Source organism: Corynebacterium sputi DSM 45148 (assembly GCF_000427865.1).
GTDB classification, from domain to species: Bacteria; Actinomycetota; Actinomycetes; order Mycobacteriales; family Mycobacteriaceae; genus Corynebacterium; species Corynebacterium sputi.
In genome coordinates this window covers 1-18,566 of the sequence record NZ_ATYV01000032.1, presented here as the reverse complement: position 1 = coordinate 18,566, position 18,566 = coordinate 1, and the positions used below count along the sequence as shown (strand labels likewise).

15 protein-coding genes and 3 pseudogenes are annotated in these 18,566 nt (G+C 61.2%); 10 read left to right on the top strand and 8 right to left on the bottom strand.

Going from position 1 to position 18,566, the window contains the following annotated elements; genetic code table 11:
- A pseudogene (locus tag YWU_RS0112990) lies at window positions 1-250 on the top strand (integrase core domain-containing protein); the annotation flags it as partial.
- Between the two features lie 515 nt (window positions 251-765).
- Window positions 766-1,407 (top strand): response regulator, encoded by a 642-nt coding sequence (locus YWU_RS0112980; protein WP_027020796.1) that lies wholly within the window; start codon window positions 766-768, stop codon window positions 1,405-1,407.
- 1 nt (window position 1,408) lies between these two features.
- On the opposite strand, the gene YWU_RS0112975 is transcribed toward YWU_RS0112980, so the two are convergent.
- Entirely contained in the window at window positions 1,409-2,317 is a 909-nt protein-coding gene (locus YWU_RS0112975) for a DMT family transporter (RefSeq protein ID WP_027020795.1), read from the bottom strand.
- On the opposite strand from YWU_RS0112975, the gene YWU_RS0112970 reads away from it, so the two are divergent.
- Entirely contained in the window at window positions 2,316-3,719 is a 1,404-nt protein-coding gene (locus tag YWU_RS0112970; protein ID WP_027020794.1) for an aminotransferase-like domain-containing protein, read from the top strand. The two genes, YWU_RS0112975 and YWU_RS0112970, sit on opposite strands and share 2 nt — an antisense overlap.
- On the opposite strand, the gene YWU_RS0112965 is transcribed toward YWU_RS0112970, so the two are convergent.
- From YWU_RS0112965 to YWU_RS16970, 5 genes and pseudogenes are all read right to left on the bottom strand, one after another.
- Window positions 3,709-4,302, bottom strand: a complete 594-nt coding sequence (locus YWU_RS0112965) for a short chain dehydrogenase (RefSeq protein WP_027020793.1) — start codon at window positions 4,300-4,302, stop codon at window positions 3,709-3,711. The two genes, YWU_RS0112970 and YWU_RS0112965, sit on opposite strands and share 11 nt — an antisense overlap.
- Before the next feature lie 132 nt (window positions 4,303-4,434).
- Entirely contained in the window at window positions 4,435-5,250 is an 816-nt protein-coding gene (locus tag YWU_RS0112960) for an SDR family NAD(P)-dependent oxidoreductase (RefSeq protein WP_027020792.1), read from the bottom strand.
- Window positions 5,243-7,651 (bottom strand): alpha/beta fold hydrolase, encoded by a 2,409-nt coding sequence (locus tag YWU_RS17710; RefSeq protein ID WP_051260365.1) that lies wholly within the window; start codon window positions 7,649-7,651, stop codon window positions 5,243-5,245. Before YWU_RS17710 ends, YWU_RS0112960 begins: the two co-directional genes overlap by 8 nt.
- A gap of 73 nt (window positions 7,652-7,724) precedes the next feature.
- Window positions 7,725-9,194, bottom strand: a complete 1,470-nt coding sequence (locus YWU_RS0112950; protein ID WP_027020791.1) for an NAD-dependent succinate-semialdehyde dehydrogenase — start codon at window positions 9,192-9,194, stop codon at window positions 7,725-7,727.
- A gap of 22 nt (window positions 9,195-9,216) precedes the next feature.
- Window positions 9,217-10,140, bottom strand: a pseudogene (locus YWU_RS16970) (aminotransferase class III-fold pyridoxal phosphate-dependent enzyme); the annotation flags it as partial.
- A gap of 19 nt (window positions 10,141-10,159) precedes the next feature.
- Here YWU_RS16970 and YWU_RS16965 point away from each other — a divergent pair.
- Genes YWU_RS16965 through YWU_RS0112930 form a run of 3 tightly spaced genes read left to right on the top strand, consistent with a single transcriptional unit; the run spans window position 10,160 to window position 14,066 of the window.
- Entirely contained in the window at window positions 10,160-10,975 is an 816-nt protein-coding gene (locus YWU_RS16965; RefSeq protein ID WP_051260364.1) for an agmatine deiminase family protein, read from the top strand.
- Window positions 10,968-12,629 (top strand): amidase, encoded by a 1,662-nt coding sequence (locus YWU_RS0112935; protein ID WP_027020790.1) that lies wholly within the window; start codon window positions 10,968-10,970, stop codon window positions 12,627-12,629. Before YWU_RS16965 ends, YWU_RS0112935 begins: the two co-directional genes overlap by 8 nt.
- Before the next feature lie 54 nt (window positions 12,630-12,683).
- Window positions 12,684-14,066, top strand: coding sequence for an NAD-dependent succinate-semialdehyde dehydrogenase (locus tag YWU_RS0112930; RefSeq protein ID WP_034647965.1), 1,383 nt, complete (start codon window positions 12,684-12,686; stop codon window positions 14,064-14,066).
- Here YWU_RS0112930 and YWU_RS0112925 read toward each other — a convergent pair whose 3' ends face one another.
- Complete coding sequence (locus YWU_RS0112925; protein WP_027020788.1) at window positions 14,067-14,765, bottom strand: GntR family transcriptional regulator; 699 nt, start codon at window positions 14,763-14,765, stop codon at window positions 14,067-14,069.
- A gap of 205 nt (window positions 14,766-14,970) precedes the next feature.
- Between YWU_RS0112925 and YWU_RS16960 the strand changes: the two are divergent.
- The 4 genes and pseudogenes from YWU_RS16960 to YWU_RS18260 all read left to right on the top strand — a co-directional run.
- A pseudogene (locus YWU_RS16960) lies at window positions 14,971-16,380 on the top strand (PTS transporter subunit EIIC); the annotation flags it as partial.
- A complete protein-coding gene (locus YWU_RS18695) occupies window positions 16,360-16,923 on the top strand; it encodes a PTS sugar transporter subunit IIA (RefSeq protein WP_420805323.1) in 564 nt (187 codons plus the stop codon). The pseudogene YWU_RS16960 and the gene YWU_RS18695, both read left to right, overlap by 21 nt.
- 5 nt (window positions 16,924-16,928) lie before the next feature.
- Window positions 16,929-17,723, top strand: a complete 795-nt coding sequence (gene nagB, locus YWU_RS0112915; RefSeq protein WP_027020787.1) for a glucosamine-6-phosphate deaminase — start codon at window positions 16,929-16,931, stop codon at window positions 17,721-17,723.
- 1 nt (window position 17,724) lies between these two features.
- Complete coding sequence (locus tag YWU_RS18260) at window positions 17,725-18,384, top strand: hypothetical protein (protein ID WP_156892845.1); 660 nt, start codon at window positions 17,725-17,727, stop codon at window positions 18,382-18,384.
- Here the strand turns inward: YWU_RS18260 and YWU_RS16955 are convergent.
- Window positions 18,316-18,513, bottom strand: a complete 198-nt coding sequence (locus YWU_RS16955) for an integrase core domain-containing protein (protein WP_476695847.1) — start codon at window positions 18,511-18,513, stop codon at window positions 18,316-18,318. The genes YWU_RS18260 and YWU_RS16955 overlap by 69 nt on opposite strands.
- Between the last annotated feature and the right edge of the window lie 53 nt (window positions 18,514-18,566).

The window sequence follows — 18,566 nt, the reverse complement described above, 5'->3', positions numbered from 1 at the left end:
CCGCATGGTCGGATCGATGGGCAAAGTCGGCGCTGCCGGCGATAACGCGGCCATGGAATCGTTCTTCAGCCTGCTCCAGAAGAACGTCCTCGACCGCCGCACTTGGACCCGCCGAGAAGAGCTGCGCATCGCGATCGTGATCTGGATCGAACGGACCTACCATCGGCGCCGTCGCCAACCCCGCCTCGGACGTTTGACCCCGATCGAGTTCGAGGCCATCATGAACACGCCAGCCGCACTGGCTGCGTGACTAGAACCTGTCACCTATCCGTGCAGCAGACCCGACAACGACTCCCGTCGACTCTCCCTCGATACAGCGCGCTCCAGCGCGGAATCGGCATTGCGGGACCTTCGGTCAGTAATCGAGGTGCTCGCAGAGGGCCGGGAAAGCACCGGCTTAACGACGCTTACTTGGTCAACTCTCCGTCAACGCCTCGGACCAGACGCTGATGTGACGATCGATCCGGCTAACGCAGACATAGTGGCCCAGACAGCAATGCTCCACATTGCGTACGAAGCAGTGACCAACGCTGTGCGCCACGGCGAGGAACCTCGAACTCTTCAAGTGCGCGCCACTGGCGAGAAATTGACGATGTCCTGCACAAATACCGTTGTAAATGACACCCCAACGACAGGTTCAACTTTCGGCCTTCAATCCATGGCGAACCGAGCGGAGGCGGTTCGAGGAGAGGTTTCCGCAGGAGCATCGAACGGAGTGTGGACGGTTACTGCGGCCGTCCCGATATCGAAGGAGGGGGACTACTGATGCCGAGTTCATCGATTCGCGTCATCGTGGCTGACGATCATGCCCCGTTCCGGTCGGGAATCGTGACGCTCCTTTCTACGACTCCGGACATTACCGTCGTTGGCGTTGCCGAAGACGGACCAGCTGCCGTGGAATTGGCTGAGCGGGTGCGCCCAGATGTCGTGCTGACAGACGTGCGAATGCCGGGGGAGACGGGCATCGACATCACCCCGAGGCTGTGTGCGATCGGATGTCGGGTGCTCGTCATTTCGGCGTTTGGGTTAGACGAGTACGTATTGGATTCGATTGCCGCGGGCGCGGATGGCTACCTGGTGAAAACGGAAAGACCGGCGAACATCATCGCTGCGGTTCGTTCAGTGTCACTCGGCGATTCGGCACTATCCAACGAGACGACATCGGCTGTGGTGGCAGCGCTCAGGCAACGACCCGAGACACCACCACAATCGGATGTTGCCCTGACCAAACGCGAGGAGGAGGTCCTGGAGCTCATCGCCGTTGGCCACTCGAACAGGGACATCGCCTCGGAGTTGTTCATCGGTGAGACCACCGTTAAGACGCACCTCGGGAACTTGTTCGGCAAACTCGGAGTGACCTCACGCGTGCAAGCTGCGCTGTGGCATAGCCAAAATCGCGCCCGTTGAATCAGCTGACGTGATTCTTCGATCTGACCGCCAGTAGCGCACAGGTCACCACCGCCAATCCACCGAGCAGCGTCTGCCAGGTGATGTGTTCTTGAAGGATCATCGCTGCCCAGCAGATGCTCAGCACCGGCTGCACCAGCTGAATCTGGCTGACCTGCGCCATCGGGCCGATGGCAAGACCTCGGTACCAGACGATAAAACCGAGGAACATGCTGAATACAGCCAGGTAGGCGAAGGCCGCCCAGGAGGCGGGGGAGCCATCGATTTGCTTCCCGACGACCTCACCCGCAGTCAGCGCCACCGTCACTGGGGATGCCAGCACCAGTGCCCAGGAGATCGTCTGCCACGATCCGAGGCTGCGTGCCAACAAACCTCCCTCGGCATACGCAGCGGCACATACCATCACTGCTGCAAGCAAAAGCAGGTCTGCACCGCGTAGGCCGTCGACGGAGCCTCCCTGAGAAGCAGCGAAGCCGATCGCTGCCAGTGCGCCGAGCCCCGCCGCCAACCAGAAGGTGCGGACGGGCCGTTGTCCTGTCCGAAGCACGGCGATCACCGCGGTTGCCGCCGGCAAGAGCGCGATGACGACAGCACTGTGACTCGCCGACGCAGTGGTTAACGCATAGGACGTGAGCAATGGAAAACCGAGCACCGCACCACCGGCGACAACTCCAACTTGGATCCACTGGCGTCCACGAGGAAGCGCAGACCGGGTTAACCACAACGCGATACCGGCCAGGAGTGCGGCGACGACGGCCCGGCCCGCACCGACGAACACCGGAGGGAGGGTCTCAACCGCCACTCGGGTAAATGGCACAGTGAACGAAAAGGTGAGGACCCCAAGAAATCCCCACAAAGCACCCGGTAGCGCTTTCACTTGAGTGACAGTAGCGCTATTATCTCTTCTCATGTTCCACAGTAGCAGTAGTCGCATCGCCACGGCGCTTCGCACGAGGATCGCTGAAGCCCCAGCAGGCACAAAGCTACCCTCTTCGCGATCCCTGGTTGCCGAATTCCAGGCGAGCCCTGTCACCGTCCAGCAGGCCCTGAGTGCTTTGACAACGGAAGGGCTCATCGAATCCCGACCGGGCGTTGGCACCTTCACTAGGGCAATCAGGACGGTCACGCCGAGCGATTTCAGCTGGCAGACCGCAGCACTTGGAACGCTGGAGAACCCAATCCCGACTTTGTCTCCAACACTCAGGATGCCAACGAATGACGTGGTCAACCTGCATTCTGGATACCCGGAGAAGTCGTTGCTGCCAGAGCGGCTCGTACGCTCTGCATTGGCCCGAGCTGCGCGCAGCGATTACTCCATGACACAGTCTCCGGCGGCAGGTCTACCGGAGTTGCGGGCATGGTTCGCCGCAGATCTAGCCTCGTCGACACCGAGCGGATTGGTCCCACCGGTAGCAGATGACGTGATTGTTTTGCCGGGCAGCCAGAGCGGTCTCAGCACGCTATTCCGCACCTTAGTGGGCGCTGGCCAGCCGCTACTGATTGAGTCTCCAAGTTATTGGGGTGCTATCCTCGCCGCCGCGCAAGTGGGTGTGCAATTGGTGCCAGTGGCGTCAGGTCCGGATGGCCCTGACCCAGACGACATTGACCGAGCCTTCACCCGCACCGGAGCACGAGCCTTTTACGCCCAGCCGAACTTCGCAAACCCCTCCGGTACGCAGTGGTCTACGGATCTGGGGGAGAAGGTCCTCACCATCGTGAAGCGCCACGGCGCATTCCTCATTGAAGACGATTGGGCCCATGACTTCGGAATTTCCTCTGATCCACAGCCAATTGCTGCCCAGGACGACACCGGCCACGTGGTGTACCTCAGGTCGCTGACTAAATCGATGTCGCCAGCAGTCCGAGTGGCCGGCCTCGTTGCCCGCGGCCCAGCACATGCTCGGATCCTCGCTGACACCCAGGCTCAGGCAATGTATGTCAGTGGAGTGTTGCAGGGTGCAGCTGTGGACGTCGTAAAGCAATCGTCCTGGAGCACGCATCTGCGTGCCCTGCGCGATGACCTGCGAATACGACGCGACCTGCTGGTAAGTTCCCTCAGCACACACGCCTCTGAAGCCCACCTAGAGACGGTGCCGCGTGGCGGATTGAACCTGTGGGTGCGACTTCCAAGCACCGCCGACCTCCATACCGTCACTCGCGACTGCGAGAGCAACGGTGTCATCGCTGCCGCGGGGGATGACTGGTTCCCGGCAGAGTCGACCGGCAAGTATCTACGACTGAACTATGCCGCGACCAATCCGGGAGGGTTCGACCGAGCCGCACGGGTGATCGGCCAGTCGATTACACCGTAATGACCGAACCGGTGATGACTCCTTCAACGGAACGGACATACGCCCGGGCGACCTCGTCATCAGTGACCGGCCGGTGACCAGGGAACATCGCATGTAGGGCTGGGGCACTGGCGAGAACATCTGGTGAGACGGCGTTGATACGGATGCCGCGGGGAGCCTCGGCGGCGCACGTTATGACAAAAGACTCCAAGGCGCCATTGGCCATTGCGGCTGCCGATGCCTGCGCGATCGGCTCTCGCGCGAGCACACCGGTGGTCAGCGTGACTGAGCCGGCGTCGTTGATTCGCTCGAGCGCCTGACGGACGACCTCAATCTGACCAAGCGTCTTTGAGGTGAATCCGGCGATGTAGTCGTCACGGGTCAGTTCCGTCAGTGGCTTAAACGGCACGGAGCCGACAGCGACGATCACCGAGTCGACCGAACCAACCGAATCGAATAGCGCGCTGATCGAGTCTGGATCAGTGACGTCGACAGCCGGGGACGTCGAGCGCGACGCCGAGACGACATCATGCCCACGAGACTGCAGGGCGTCTGCGACAACCCGGCCAATGGTGCCGGTGGCTCCGATAACGAGAATCCTCATGATCAACTCCTTGGGGTAGGTGGCCGCCACCGTACACCTCAAGGCGTAATGTCATAATGTATATTATCGGACAAACGCCGTAGAGATTCCTACCACCCAGGGACACCACCTCAATTACGTCACGTGACGTAATTAAGCGCGCTTTTTGGCCTCACGGTTGATGTACCACCGCACGCCGTAGCCGAGTCCGCGAACACCCTTGAGGTAACCCCAGCGCGAGAACCGCTTCGACAGCCAGAAGATCGTCGCCAGTCCGTCCGGCGTGATGACCGTGCGTCGGCGCGCGATGCCTTTCATGGCGCGCTTGGCGATAACCTCCGAGGTGAGCCAGGACTTCGTCAGGAGCACCCGGGCAATGTCGTCGGCGGCATCGTCGTCACCAACAAGCGATGCAGCAAGCCCGGACCTGAAGAACTGCGGACAGATAACTGACGTTGCGATTCCGAGCGGACGCAATTCGGCGTCGAGCGTTTCACCCAGCGCAACCGTCGCGGCCTTCGTTGCGTTGTACGTCGACATCATGGGCGCGTGCACGAGCCCCGCCGCAGATGCAGTCAGGACGATCTGGCCGCCACGACGGATATGCGGTGCAAACTGCCGTACTCCACGAACTGAGCCAAGCAGATTGATTTCCAGCGCCTTGTGCCAGGTGGACATCTCGGTCTCGGTGATTCGGCCGCCGATAGCAATGCCGGCGTTGCTCACCAGGATGTCGAGTTCACCGACGGCGTCGACGGCTGCAGCCCAATCATCGTCGCTGGTCACATCCAATTTCCGATAAGTGCATGGACCATGAAGATTGGATACGGTCGCCGGGACGTCGTCATGCAGGTCGGTGGCGATCACGCGATCGCCCAGCGCCAGGAAATTCTTGGCGAGCTCAAGGCCCAGGCCTGAGGCCGCTCCGGTGATCAGGACGGTACGAGGGCCTTTGGTGCGCTTAAACATGTGCGCCTTCCCTACTATTGTTTCGAACATACGTCTGGAGGAACTGGCCGTACTCTGCGGCGAACTCATGCGGGAACTCCGACTGCGGCATGTGGCCACAGTTGTCGAACACCACGGCCGCTTCCGGAGACAGCTTCGCCATCGCGTTGTTGAAGTCGCGGTACGGCAGGATGTGGTCCTTGGTGCCCCAGGTGACAAAAGTCGGCACTCCGGTGGCACTGAATCGCTCCAACAGGTCGGCGCGCCATTCCTCACGGATTCCAAACGGCGTTCCCAGCAACTGCACGAACTTGTAGAACGTGCTGCTGCGGTGCTGGTGCTTTGCGATCCGTCCCTGCGTCTTGACCCGGTGCTTGGTGACCGAGCCCGGGCGACTCATGATGACATGTTCGATCAACTGGTACATCGGACGCAGTCGAGTGGTCTCAACGTTCAGTCGTCCAAGGCCCGGGATCGAGATCAGCTTCAGCAACGGAGTCACTCCCTTTCCGAAACCTGCCGAATCGACAAGTCCTGCGGACAGCACGCGGGAAGGCTGCTGGCCCGTCATCTCCATAGCCAAGGCGCCGCCAAGAGAATTGCCGATGAGGTTGACGGTGCTCTCCCCCAACTCGTCGATGGTCTTCCACAGCAATGCCGCAGTGTCCTTGAGCGTGACGTTGTCAGCGGGGTCGCTTAGACCAAATCCCGGGATGTCGACGGCGATGATTCGACGGTTGCTGCCATCGATCGCGACCTGGTCCTCCCAGTCCTCAAGCGAGCGGCCGATGCCATGAATCATCACTACAGTGTCACCGGTGCCCTCGCTGACCTGGACACGAATCTTCTTGCCGCTGACGTCAACGAAACGGGTACCCGGCAGGCCCGACAGGTCCACTTGTCGGTAAGGCCCGGCGACCTTGACGCTGCGGACCTCGTTCGTGGTGTGCTCTTCCTCGGCCAGTGCCAGTGCGTCGCCATCAAAGGCCATCGCCTTGTTCTGGTCACCGAAGGTGAGGTTCGGGATTTCCGAGAGGTAGTTCTGGATGTACTCCCACGGGTCTCCGTCGCCCTGCTTCGGGAATCGGTGTCCACCGCGCTTGATGTATCCGGCTTCGAAGTCTAGGAGCATGCGGTTGGCGCGACCTGCAGGAATCTCCGGGGCGTAGAACTCGTGTCCTGACTTCCAGAGCTTGATCATGTACTTGGCCACCATGTCAGCGCGCAGCGTCCAGGAGGCGTTGACGTAACCGACGGTGAAGCTCATGTTCGGAATGCCGGCGAGCATCATGCCTCGGTAGGCGACCTGGTCCGGGATGCTCAACTTCTCACCGTCGATGCTCAGGCTGCCACCACCGTATGACTCCAGCTCCAGGCCAGTAGCGGTGACGATAACGTCTGCCTCAATCTCCTTGCCGGAGGTCAGCAGGATGCCGTTCTCGGTGAAGGACTCGATGGTATCGGTGACCACATCAGCCTGTCCGTCACGGATCGACTGGAAAATGTCTCCGTTGGGGGCCTTACACACACGCTGGTCCCACGGGCGGTACGGCGGGTTAAAGTGCTCCTTGATCGTCTTCGACGGCAGGAAGATTCGCTGCATTGCGCGCAGCGCCTGCTTGAATACCCACGGAGCGTTCTGTGCGATGACGAACTGAGCCATGTCGCGGCTGGCGTGGTTGAAACGGGCCATGCGGAAGGCAAGGGCATCATTCGGGATGAGAGTTCCCCAGATGCCGCTGATGATGTCGACCTCAGGCAGCGGAGCGATGTAGCTCGGGGTGCGCTGAAGCATGGTCACATGAGCGCCGGCATTCGCGATGGCCGGAATCAGCGTGATCGCGGTGGCACCGGATCCGATGACCACGAACTTCTTGTCCTTGTAGCCAATGTCAGACGGCCAGTGCTGCGGGTGGACGATCTCGCCGGTGAACTTCTCCTCACCCGGGAAGTCCGGGCGGAAGCCCTTGGCGTGGGAGTAGTAACCCGAGGCGTAGTGAACCCGTCGGGCCCACACGATGCGCTCCCCTGCCTCTCCGACGACGGTGATGCGGTACAGGTTCAGGTCCGTGCGCCAGTCCGAGTCTTTGACCCAGGACTTCAGGTGGAGCCGCTCCAGGGCGCCGGCGTCTCGGGCGACGTCGCGGGTGTACTCCTTGATGTCGTTTCCCTGTCCCAGGGTGCCCTTGTGGGGCCAAGGGCGGAACGGGAAACTGAACGAGGCCATGTCCGAGTCCGAGCGGATGCCGGGATACTGGAACAGGTGCCAGGTACCCCCCAGGTCGTCGTGAGTGTCGTGGATTTCGTACTCCCACTCCGGGAAGTTCTCCGAGACATGGTGTGCGAGGCCGATTCCCGACATTCCAGCGCCGACGATCAAAAGATCCAAGGGCGCGTCGGGGCTTCCGCTATAAATACTCATTCCAACAACATAGATAGATACTTACATCTTGTTTCCGAAACGAGTGAAAACGGAACTCCCGACATCCCGGAATCTAGTTCAGGGCAATGTACTTCGGCTCGAGATACTCCTCAATTCCTTCAGTACCGCCTTCTCGCCCGAAACCGGACTGGCCGATGCCACCAAACGGTGCGGCAACATCAGAGATCGCTCCCCTATTGATGCCGACCATGCCCGCAGCCAGGTTCGCCGCGAGGTACCGGGCGTTGGCTTCATCGGAGGAGAATCCATAGGAGGCCAGGCCAAACTCGGTGTCGTTGGCGATGCGCACGCCCTCTTCCAAGGTCGCGAAAGTGGTAATCGTCGACACCGGTCCGAAAATTTCCTCATTGAGGATCCGGGCGTCCTGGGGGACGTTCGTAAGAACCGTCGGCGGATAGAAGTAACCGGTTCGATCGGGAACTTCACCACCAAGGAGGACCGTGGCACCTGCAGATACCGCCTCATCGACCAGTGCGGCGATACGGTCACGCTGCTTCTCGGTGATCATCGGTCCGAGAGTTGTGCCATCAGACAGCCCATGACCCATCTGGACCTTCGACATCTTCTCGGTCAGCTTCGTGGTGAAGTCCTCGGCAATAGCTTCGTGGACAACGAACCGGTTGACGCCGATGCACACCTCGCCGCCATTGCGCATCTTCGCGGCCAACGCCGCGGAAACCGCCAAATCCAGATCGGCGTCTTCATGCACAACGAACGGTGCGTTGCCACCGAGCTCCATCGACGTACGCAGCAGCCGGTCAGCGGACTGGCGGACGAGCGTGCGCCCGACCGGGGTCGAGCCGGTGAACGTGACCTTCGCCAAGCGCTCGTCCGCCATCAGTGCCTCAGAGATTTCTGCGGCATGGGTGGACGGAACGATGGAGACGAGGCCATGTAGATCTCCGATCTCCTCGCGGAACTCGTCGAAAACTTGGCGGAACACGTCGCCCAAGATCAGCATCGTCAAGGGGGTCTCAGCTGCTGGCTTCACGACGACCGGGCAGCCAGCCGCCAGCGCCGGCGCAATCTTGCGGGTCGCCATCGCCAAGGGGAAGTTCCATGGGCTGATCGCGAGGACCGGGCCGACAGGCTCACGAGTCACCAGGATATTTCCGGTGCCAAGCGGTGCCTGTGCGAAACGGCCCGGGATACGGACCGCTTCGCCGGCGAACCAGCGAAAGTAGCCGTTGCCGTACTTGATCTCACCGTAAGACTCCGCCAGAGGCTTGCCCATCTCGGTGGTCATGGTCAGTGCAATATCGTCGGCACGCTCAGAGACAACCTCAAACACGCGCTGCAAGACATCCGCTCGCTGCTGCGGAGACGCAGTCGCCCAGACCTTCTGTGCCTCGACGGCCAGGCCAAGTGCAGTAGTCGCGTCATCGACCGTGGCATCGGCGACGGTGGCAATTACCTGTTCGGTTGCGGGGTCGACGACGTCGAAAGTCGCCCCGTCAGAGGCTGCGACCTGCTCGGTGCCCATCCAGATGTCGGTCGGCAGATTCGTGGGTAGTTCAGTCATGGTGAGACCTCCTGTGAATTCTTTAGACGAGCTCGCGCACGATGTCCGCGAGGATATCGAGACTCTCGCGCAGCAGCTTTTCGGTAATGACCAGCGGCGGCAGAAGGCGGATCACGTTTCCGTCATAACCGCAGGTGAGAACGAGAACGCCCTTGTCCTTCGCGCTTTGCGCGATCTGCTTTACGACGCCCGCATCCGGACGTCCCTCGGCGTCCACAAACTCCAGACCGATCATCGCTCCGCGGCCGCGGACCTCGGCCAGGCGGCCGGTCTCCAGCAGAGGCTCGAGGATCTCCCTAACAATGGACTCAATCCCACGAGCCCGGGCGTTCAAATCCAGCGTGTCCATCTGGTCGAATGCGGCGAGAGCCGCAGCACACGCGACGGGGTTTCCGCCGTAGGTGCCGCCGAGGCCGCCTGCGTTCGGCGCGTCCATGATCTCGGCGCGCCCGGTGACCGCAGAGATCGGCATGCCACCGGCGATGCCCTTGGCGATCATCACCAGGTCCGGCACGACACCTTCGTGGTCGCAGGCAAACCAGTCTCCGGTGCGGCACATGCCGGACTGGATTTCATCGGCGATGAACACGATGCCGTTCTCACGGCACCATGCGGCGATGGCCGGCAGGAAACCTTCGGCGGGAGCGATGAATCCGCCTTCACCCTGGACCGGCTCGATGACGACGCACGAGAGGTTCTTCGCACCAACGGCGATCTCTAGGTCGCGGATGGTGCGCTCGGCAGCTTCTGCGCCAGAGAGACCGTCGCGAAGCGGGTAGCTCATTGCCGTGCGGTAGACCTCAGAGGCGAACGGCCCGAAGCCATCCTTGTACGGGATGTTCTTCGCGGTCATTGCCATCGTCAGGTTCGTGCGGCCGTGGTAGGCGCGGTCCATCACGGCGACGGCATTGCGGCCAGTGTGACTGCGGGCGATCTTCACTGCGGATCAGGCAACCGCTCAAGAAATGCTTCCCGACGTCCCCATCCTCACCACACCCCTCGACGACGCCTGGATCCGCGACTCTGGTCCGACCTACGTCATCGACGACGGAGAACTGCGGGCTGTGAACTGGGTATTCAATGGCTGGGGAGCCCAGTCCTGGGCCGCTTGGGAGAACGACTCACAGCTGGCGACGACCATCGCCGGCGCCCCAGTCGACAACTCCCGCCTAGTAAATGAGGGCGGTGGAATCCACGTCGATGGCAAGGGCACCGTCCTTCTTACTGACACCGTTCAGCTCGACCCCGAACGCAATCCAGGCTGGACAAAGAAGCAGGTTGAAGAGGAGGTCCACGCCCAGCTCGGGACCCGATGCGCAATCTGGCTGCCCCAGGGGCTCAGCCGGGACTATGACGGCTTCGGCACTCGCGGCCACGTCGACATCGTCGCCTGCTTCACCGAGGCAGGACATGTTCTGTTGCACCGGCAGAATGACCCGGAGCACCCAGACTTTGAAATCACCCGACAGCTAAAGGAGATCCTCGAATTCGCCCATGATGCCGACGGAAACCTCCTGACTGTGGTGGATCTTCCTGCACCGTCGATTCTCAAGGACGACGAGGGGTGGGTGGACTACTCGTACATCAACCATCTCGTTTGCAATAACGCAGTGATCCTCTGTGCCTTCGGTGACGAGGAGGCTGACGAAAATGCTCGAAAGATCCTCGCCGACGCATACCCCGGTCGGACCGTCGAACTCGTCGACGCACGCGACATCTTCGCCTTCGGCGGCGGCATCCACTGCATCACTCAGCAACAGCCGGCGGTGCCGAATGTATGACGTCACCGGCCGGTCCATCGCCGACCTACGCCAGGCACTTGAGGACGGGACAACCACATCCGTGGAAATCACCACCGCCTACCTCGACCGGATCTCACGGTTCAATGAAAGGCTCAATGCCGTCATCGTTGACAACCCCTCCGCAGTGGCCGAAGCCGAAGAGTCAGACGCCCGCCGTCGCGCCGGGTCCGTGCTTGGCCCACTCGACGGGATTCCGTACACGGCCAAAGAGTCATTCCTGGTCCGAGGGCTGACGGCCTCTGCGGGGTCACCTGCATTTGCGGACCTCGTGGCGCACAAGGACGCCTTCACCATCGAAAGACTGCGCGCCGGTGGTGCCATCCTCCTCGGATTGACCACTATGCCGCCGATGGCGAACGGCGGGATGCAGCGTGGTCTGCACGGACGTGCGGAGAGTCCCTACAACGCAGGCTATCTGACCAGTGCATTCGCGTCTGGATCGTCAAACGGCTCCGGAACCGCCACTGCCGCGCAGTTCGCCGCCTTCGGTCTTGGCGAAGAGACCTGGTCTTCTGGCCGCGCTCCCGCATCCTGCAACTCTCTGTGTGCATATACCCCATCCCGAGGTGTCATCTCGACTCGAGGGAATTGGCCGCTGGTCCCGACAATGGACGTGGTTGTCCCGCATCCCCGCTCCATGGCGGATATGGCAGAAGTTCTCGACGTTGTAGTCACCAACGACCACACCACCCGCGGGGACTTCTGGCGAGTGCAAACGTGGATCACGATTCCGGCGGCTTCGGAAGTCCGGCCGGCGTCGTACGTGGACCTCGTTAAGAACCCAGCGCCCTTGGACGGCCTTCGTCTGGGAGTACCAAAGATGTACATCAACGCCGACGCCGAGGCAGGCACCGGAATCGCAGGAGTCGGCGGCGCCACCGGCCAGCGAATCGACACCTCCGATGACGTCATGGCCCTCTGGCAGGAACTCCGGGCAGACCTGGAAACAGCCGGCGCCACCGTCATCGAGACCGATTTTCCCGTGGTCAGCAACTATGAAGGAGACCGAGCCGGGGCCCCGACGATCCGATCTCGTGGCCTGGTCAGTCCAGAATTCCTCGACTTAGAGGTCGGGGCATTCGCAGCGCATTCCTGGGAGGATTTCCTCCAGGACAATGCTGATGAGGGGCTCGGGTCGTTGGACGGGGTCGTCGGGAAGCAAATCTTTCCGCACCCAGAGGGTGCGTTGCCTGACCGCTACGACGGTTTCGACGACGACATCGCCACCTACCCCGACCTCATCCATGAGCCCATCGACCACGACGTACTCGCAGCCGGGCTCGCCGGTCTAGAGCGCACCCGAGTCATCGACCTGGAGAACTGGATGGATGACCTTCGCCTGGACGCCGTCATCTTCCCAGCCATGGCCGATATCGGTCCAGCAGACGCGGATACCAATCCCGACTCTGCTGACCGCGCGTGGAAAAACGGGGTGTGGGTGGCGAACGGCAACCTGGTTCCCCGCCATCTGGGGATCCCCACCGTCACCGTCCCGATGGGAATCATGGCGTCGACCGGCATGCCCGTCGGCCTGACAATCGCAGGTCGAGCCTTCGACGACAACCGACTGCTGAAAATTGGCGCGGCCATCGAATCTACTGGCCACCGCAGAGTGGAACCTTCACTGCATTAACCCGGTGAGGTACCTACGCTGGGGCCCACCCAACCAACACCACAGGAGAACATCATGAGTAACGCTTACCGCAGCATCGAACCGGCAACCGGAAAGGTCCGCGCGGAATACCCACTGGACACTGACGACAGGATCGAAGAAGTCATCGTCGCCTCCGGTTCCACCGGATGGGGTTCACTCGACATCACCGAGCGCGCCGCGATCGTCTCGAAGGTCGCTTCGCTCTTTGAGGAACGCGCCGAAGAACTTGGCCAGATCATCACTCGCGAAATGGGCAAGCCTGCTTCCGAAGCTAAGGGCGAAGCCGAATTCAGCGGCGCCATATTCCGCTACTACGCCGAGAACGGCCCGGAGTTCGCCAAGGACCTCGTCCTGGAGGACACCGACGAGGTCCGCTCAGTCGTCGAACGACTGCCAATCGGCGCCCTGCTGGGAGTTATGCCATGGAACTACCCCTACTACCAGGTAGCCCGTTTCGTTGCCCCGAACCTGATGCTGGGCAACACCATCATCCTCAAGCACGCGGAGTCGGTCCCCGATTCTGCCCTGGCCATCCAGCAGATCATGGATGACGCTGGCGTTCCCGAGGGCGTGTACCAGAACGTATTCGCTGACCACGACCAGATCGCAACCATCATCTCCGACCCGCGGATCCAGGGTGTCTCCTTCACCGGCTCCGAGCGCGGCGGCGAAGCAATCGGCGCACAGGCCGGCAAGAACCTGAAGAAGGCTGTGCTCGAACTCGGTGGCTCGGACCCGTACGTGATCCTCTCCACCGACGACGTCCGGAGCGCAGCTCGCGACGCCCTGGCCATCCGCTTGGAAAACACCGGCCAGGCCTGCAACTCCAACAAGCGCATCATCGTCAGCGAGGACATCTACGAGGACTTCGTTAACGAGGCCGTCGCCCGCATCAAGGAGATCTCTCCCGGCGACCCGGCCGAGGACAAGGAAGACACCTTCGGACCGATGTCCTCGGAGGCGGCTGCCGACAATATCGTCGAGCAGCTTGCGACGGCGTTGAAGGCCGGAGCCACCCTTCATGTCGGCGGTGACCGTGTCGGCGGCGAATTTGAGGGTGGCTTCTACGTCTCCCCCGCCGTCCTCACCGATGTTCCGGTCGGCTCGGAGATCTACTACCAGGAGTTCTTCGGACCGGTCGTGCAGATTTACAGCGCATCTTCCGATGAAGAAGCCTTGAAGATCGCCAACGACACTCAGTACGGACTTGGCTCGGCAGTCTTCGCAACGGAGCCGGGCCGCGCAGAGAAGTTCGCAGAGGGCATCGAAGCCGGCATGACAGGCGTCAATCAGCCTGCCCCCGAGACCGAGGCCATGCCCTTCGGTGGCGTGAAGCGCTCCGGCTTTGGCCGCGAGCTCGGCCCGCTGGGAATGGACGAGTTCGTCAACAAGAAGCTCGTCTCAGTGAAGAAGTAACTACGCCAACTTCCGCCGGGACGCGAAACGATATCGGTCCCCGCGGAAGATGGAGCGCGTCCATTCGATGGGCTGGCCGTCTTTCCGGTAGCCGGTGCGGTGAACCAACAGCATCGGGGCCCCGGTATTCACTCCCAGAAGATCCGCTCGAATCGGATCACACAGCACCGTCTCGACGAGGTCTTCCACCTCGTGAATGACCATGCCGTAGTCGTCGGAAAGCATCCGATACAAAGAATCCTGCGCGTCTAGCCTGGCTGCGATTTCCGTGAGATCCCCAGGTAGATGCACAGTCTCATGTGCGACCGGTTCGTCATCAATTGTCCGCAAGACCTCGAATCGCGTCGACATCGCGCCAGCGTCGAGCTGTAAGTTCTCTCGAACAGCTTCCGACGCCTCTTCACACTGCGCGGACAGCACCTCTCGCCTAGGCCGGGCTCCCTGCGACATCGTGTTGTCGGAGAACGACACCTGCGGCAGCATCATCATCTTCGGAGTGGCCACGAATGTTCCCCGGCCCTGCACTCGCTCCAGGCGACCATCAGAAACAAGCTCTCCTACAGCCTGGCGAACCGTAGTACGAGAGGTCTCGAATCGAGCCGCCAACTCCCGCTCAGTGGGGACACCAGCACCCGGCTCACGACTCTCAATGAGGTCGATGATTTGGTTCTTGACCAGGTAATACTTGGGGACCTTCATAGGTAACACCGTACCGCAGCGGGTGTGGGCGAATAGACAGCGGTTAGGAAAACCCTTGACAGCAGAAATTGGTCTAGTCCAATACTGGGCTAATATCCGCTGACACGAGGAGAACCCCGTGACCTCGCAATCCTCCACCGGAAAGAAGCGCAGCGGACTGCGCTTCCCCGGTTTCGCCCAACTCCAACGGCTCGGCAAGAGCCTCATGCTTCCCATCGCGCTGCTCCCCGCAGCCGGCATCCTGCTTCGCCTAGGCCAAAATGACCTCCTCGGTGGCCTAGATATCCCGGTTCTCGGGCCCTTCTTCGAGTCAATGAGTGCCGCTGGTGGCGCTTTGTTTGGCAACTTGGCGATCCTGTTTGCCGTCGGTGTGGCAATTGGCTTCGCCAAAAAGGCAGATGGCTCAACTGCCTTGGCTGCTGTCGCCGGATTCCTCGTAATGCAAGCGGTCTTTGACACGATGTCGCCGATCCTCCTCGAAGGGGTGACCACCCCGGACGGCTAGCAGGCGATGATCGACTACAGCGTCTTCGGCGGCATCATCGTCGGCCTGGTCACCGCCTGGCTATTCGACAAGTATCACGACATCGAATTGCCCTCCTACCTGGGCTTCTTCGGTGGTCGACGTTTCGTGCCGATCGTGGTGTCACTGAGCACCCTGATCATCGGTTTCGGCATGTCCTACCTGTACCCACTGTTTAACAGCGGACTGACTGGCGTCGGCCAGTTTATCGCCGGATCCGGCGCCGCAGGAGCCTTCGTTTATCGCTTCGCCAACCGCATGCTCATCCCGCTGGGACTGCACCACATCCTCAACACCTTCATCTGGTTCATCTACGGAGACTACGAAGGCCCGCAAGGCATGGTGACCGGTGAACTCAGCCGCTTCGCCGCCGGCGACCCGACTGCAGGCACTTTGACCTCCGGTTTCTACCCCGTGTTGATGTTCGGTCTGCCCGCAGCGGCACTTGCCATGATCCACGTCGCGAAGCCGCGTCAGAAGAAGATCGCCGCCGGAGTATTCGGAGCCGCCGGCCTCACTGCATTCCTCACCGGAGTCACCGAACCCCTTGAGTTGGCGTTCATGTTCCTGGCATTCCCCCTGTACGTAGTCCACGCTGTCCTCACCGGCATCTCCCTGGCGGTGGCGAATGCGCTCGATATCCACCTGGGATTTTCCTTCTCCGCAGGTCTTATTGACTTGCTCCTCTACGGAAATGCCCCAGCAGCACAGAACATCCCCCTCTTGCTCGTCATGGGTCTGGCTTCCGCAGTCTTGTACTACGCAATGTTCCGATTCGTCATCGTCAAGTGGAACCTTCGTATCCCCGGCCGCCTCCCGGACGAAGAATTCGAAGCATCCCAATCCGCAGTGCTCGGTGACGACGTCGCTACCGATCGTGGCGAACGACTCATCACGGCTTTCGGAGGACGAGACAACCTCGTCACTGTCGACGCTTGCATCACCCGACTTCGCATGGAGGTCCGCGACAAGTCCAAGGTCGACAAGGGAGCACTGAGCGCTCTCGGCGCAGCCGATGTGATGGAAGTCGGCAACAACGTCCAGGCGGTCTTCGGAACGCAGTCAGACGCATTGAAGGATGAAATCAACGCAACCCTCGCCGAAGCACCTCCGGTCGCTACCCCGGTCGAAGCTCCTGTTGAACCAGTTGTCGCAGGCCCGACCCTGGTACGCGCGCCCGTTCCCGGACGTGCAATCGACCTGTCCCAGGTCCCTGACAAGACCTTTGCCGGCGGCAGCGTCGGACCGGGCCTGGCAATCGAGCCCACTGCGGACATCATCGAAGCTGTCGCCCCGGTCAGCGGCAAGCTAATGCAGGTATTCCCCCACGCCTACGCGATCATGACCGACGACAAGGTTGCGGTCCTAGTCCATCTCGGCATCGACACCGTCTCCCTCAAGGGCGAAGGATTCACCGCACACGCGGCCAAGGGCGACCGAGTCGTGCAGGGTCAGCGGATCATCACCTACGACGTCCCCGCCGTCGCCGCGAACAACCTTCCCACGGTCGTCCCCGTGGTCGTCATGGACGCCCGTGGCCCCACCGTCGATGAACTATGTGAGCCACTCACCGCCGTATCGACGATGCGCCCGCTGTTCAGCGTCACCCCGCGTGCCAAGAAGAAAGGCCAGTAGACACAATGGAAATCATCATTTTCCCTTCCGAGCAGGCCACCGATTCGAACGGGAATCTCGCCGGTGACGCCATCACCAAGCTTCTTGACCGCAAGCCTGACGCAGTCCTCGGCCTCGCCACGGGTTCTTCCCCGCTCCCGATCTACCGCAACCTCATCTCCCGCTATCGGTCCGGAGACATCTCCTTCGCCAAGGCCCGCGCCTTCACTCTCGACGAATACGTGGGCCTGGAACCTGAGCACCCTGAGCGCTACGCGAACGTGATCCGCAGCGAGTTCACCGCCCACGTCGACTTCGCCGACGACGCAGTGCACGGACCAAACGGTCTCGCCGATGACATCCCCGCAGCATGCCAGTCGTACGAAGATGCAATCTCTGATGCCGGCGGTGTGGACCTGCAGATCCTCGGCATCGGCACCGATGGGCACATCGGGTTTAACGAACCCGGATCGTCGCTGGCATCACGAACCCGGATTAAGACCCTCACCGCACAGACCCGAGTCGACAACGCGAGGTTCTTTAATGATGACCTCGACCAGGTCCCCACTCAGTGTCTGACCCAGGGCCTTGGCACGATCATGGATGCTCGCCACCTGATCCTCGTCGCTACCGGACGCAGCAAGGCCGAGGCGGTCCACCAGCTCGCAGAAGGCGCGGTCAGCGCACTAGGGCCGGCAACTATCCTCCAGCACCATCCTCATGTCACGGTTCTCGTAGATGAGGCAGCCTCTGGGCGACTGCAATTGGCGGACTACTACCGTCAGACGTACGCCGCGAAACCGACCTGGCAGGGACTGTGAAATGACGACAATATTGACCGCGGCTGCTTTGGTTACTGGCCATGAAGTACTGCGCCCCGGCTGGCTAGAGATCACCGGCGACACAGTGACCGCTCTTGGACAGGGACCAGCGCCACGCCCCTTGACCAACAGCGATCGTTCGTTCGCTGAGCTGACGATCGTTCCCGGATTCGTCGATATGCACATTCACGGCGGTGGCGGAAGCGACTTCTCCCACGCGCGGCACGGGACCACCTCGATGGCTGCGTCGCTGGTCTCTGCTCATCCAGAGGAGCTCTTGCGGCAGGTGGACGTCCTATCCGGACACGCCCGAGACGGCCTCTTGGCGGGAATCCACCTCGAGGGACCCTGGCTAGCGCCGTCAAAGAAGGGTGCCCACGACCCGGCCGCATTACGACGTCCAGACTCCGTCGAGTTGGACCGAGTACTCTCCGCCGCTCGCGGGACGGTACGCATGGTGACGCTCGCTCCGGAACTTCCCGGTGCCATGGATGCGATCCGACGGACTGTTGACGAAGGTGCTGTAGCAGCGGTCGGGCACACCGACGCCATGTCAAGCCCCGGGTTTTGTAGAGGGTCATTTCGTTGTCGATCAGGCAGCTTGGGCCTGAAGTATTTTCCATTCCTGATGGACTTCCCTCGGTGGTCGGTAATCCAATGATGAGTGCAGCCGGCGGTTGTTGTNCCATCCGATCCACTTCGAGGACTCCACCAGAACATCAGCCAACGACGGCCAGGACCGCCGGTCGATCAGCTCGGCCTTGAACAGCGAATTCAACGCCTCCGCCATCGCATTGTCATAGGAATCACCTCGGGAACCGACTGAGGCCACCACCTTCGATT